This window comes from Flammeovirga aprica JL-4, assembly GCF_012844305.1.
In the GTDB taxonomy this organism is placed as follows: domain Bacteria; phylum Bacteroidota; class Bacteroidia; order Cytophagales; family Flammeovirgaceae; genus Flammeovirga; species Flammeovirga aprica.
The window spans coordinates 1-605 of record NZ_JABANE010000394.1 but is presented as its reverse complement, the minus strand read 5'-3'; the positions used below and the strand labels follow the sequence as shown (position 1 = coordinate 605).

The following is a 605-nucleotide window of genomic DNA, read 5'->3' as shown; positions in this document are numbered from 1 at the left end:
TTTTATTTTAAGCTCTTTACAAAATTTGAATAGTAGTTTTTCAAAAACATAATAACAGCATTCCCACAATAGCTTTACATCTGTTGGATATCTGACATCACTTTCATAACAGGTAGCATCCATCAGTAATAAATTAGAAAAATCGATATCACCTTTCCAAGATTCCAATAGGGTATATTGAAGCTCGTCGATGTCAATAATTGATGAAATATAAGAGCGTGTTGCACTCGGTAATGTGATATCTCGAATGATTTCATCATCTCCCAAAAGACGAAAGCAGAACATTTGATAAGCCCAATCGGTGTTCAGCCTTTCAATCAGTTTTTCATCACTCAAACCAGAGTAAGATTTTAGAAACATGAGTGCTAGTTTCCCTTTATTATTGAACCAAGACTTTCTACCTGATTTACCTTCTGAAGAAGGTAAAAGTTTCTCTAATTCTTCCCATGGAATACAAGAGTGTACTTTTCCTAATTCAGTATTCTTGAATTTGTAATATTTTAAAGGTTGTGCATGTTCTTGCTTGAAGATTTCGAATTGCATGTTATATTTGAGTCAGACTTGTAATAGATTTTTTGTTGGAACTCAAATTTATGCAAGTTAAA

The 605-nt window shown here is 32.4% G+C and carries 1 pseudogene; it reads right to left on the bottom strand.

The features are described from left to right. A pseudogene (locus HHU12_RS34570) lies at positions 1-543 on the bottom strand (transposase); the annotation flags it as partial. Positions 544-605 lie beyond the last annotated feature (62 nt).